We start from the raw sequence: 264 nt of genomic DNA, 5'->3' as shown, positions 1-264 counted from the left end.
TGGCCAAGCCCGCGGTCATCGTCTCGGTCGAGAAGCAGCCCGACGTCGACACGGTACGGCTGACCCGCAGCATCGAGACGGCGCTGAAGGAGATGTCGCCGACCCTGCCGGCTGGCATCAAGGCCGACCAGGTCCTGTTCCGGCAGGCCGACTTCATCGAGACCTCGATCCGCAACGTCGAGCGCGTCCTCGTCGAGGCGGTTCTGGTGGTGGCGGTGGTGCTGTTCGCCTTCCTGCTGAACGTGCGCACCACGGCCATCTCGC

1 protein-coding gene is annotated in these 264 nt (G+C 67.0%); it reads left to right on the top strand.

What is annotated here, in order from left to right:
* A partial coding sequence (locus tag AX737_RS00975; protein ID WP_156453451.1) for an efflux RND transporter permease subunit occupies positions 1 to 264 on the top strand: 264 nt, incomplete at both ends.

Origin of the sequence: Methylobacterium sp. CCH5-D2, from assembly GCF_001556475.1 — a bacterium.
In the GTDB taxonomy this organism is placed as follows: Bacteria; Pseudomonadota; Alphaproteobacteria; order Rhizobiales; family Beijerinckiaceae; genus Methylobacterium; species Methylobacterium hispanicum.
The sequence above is the reverse complement of the archived record's forward strand: the minus strand, read 5'-3'. Positions and strand labels throughout refer to the sequence as shown.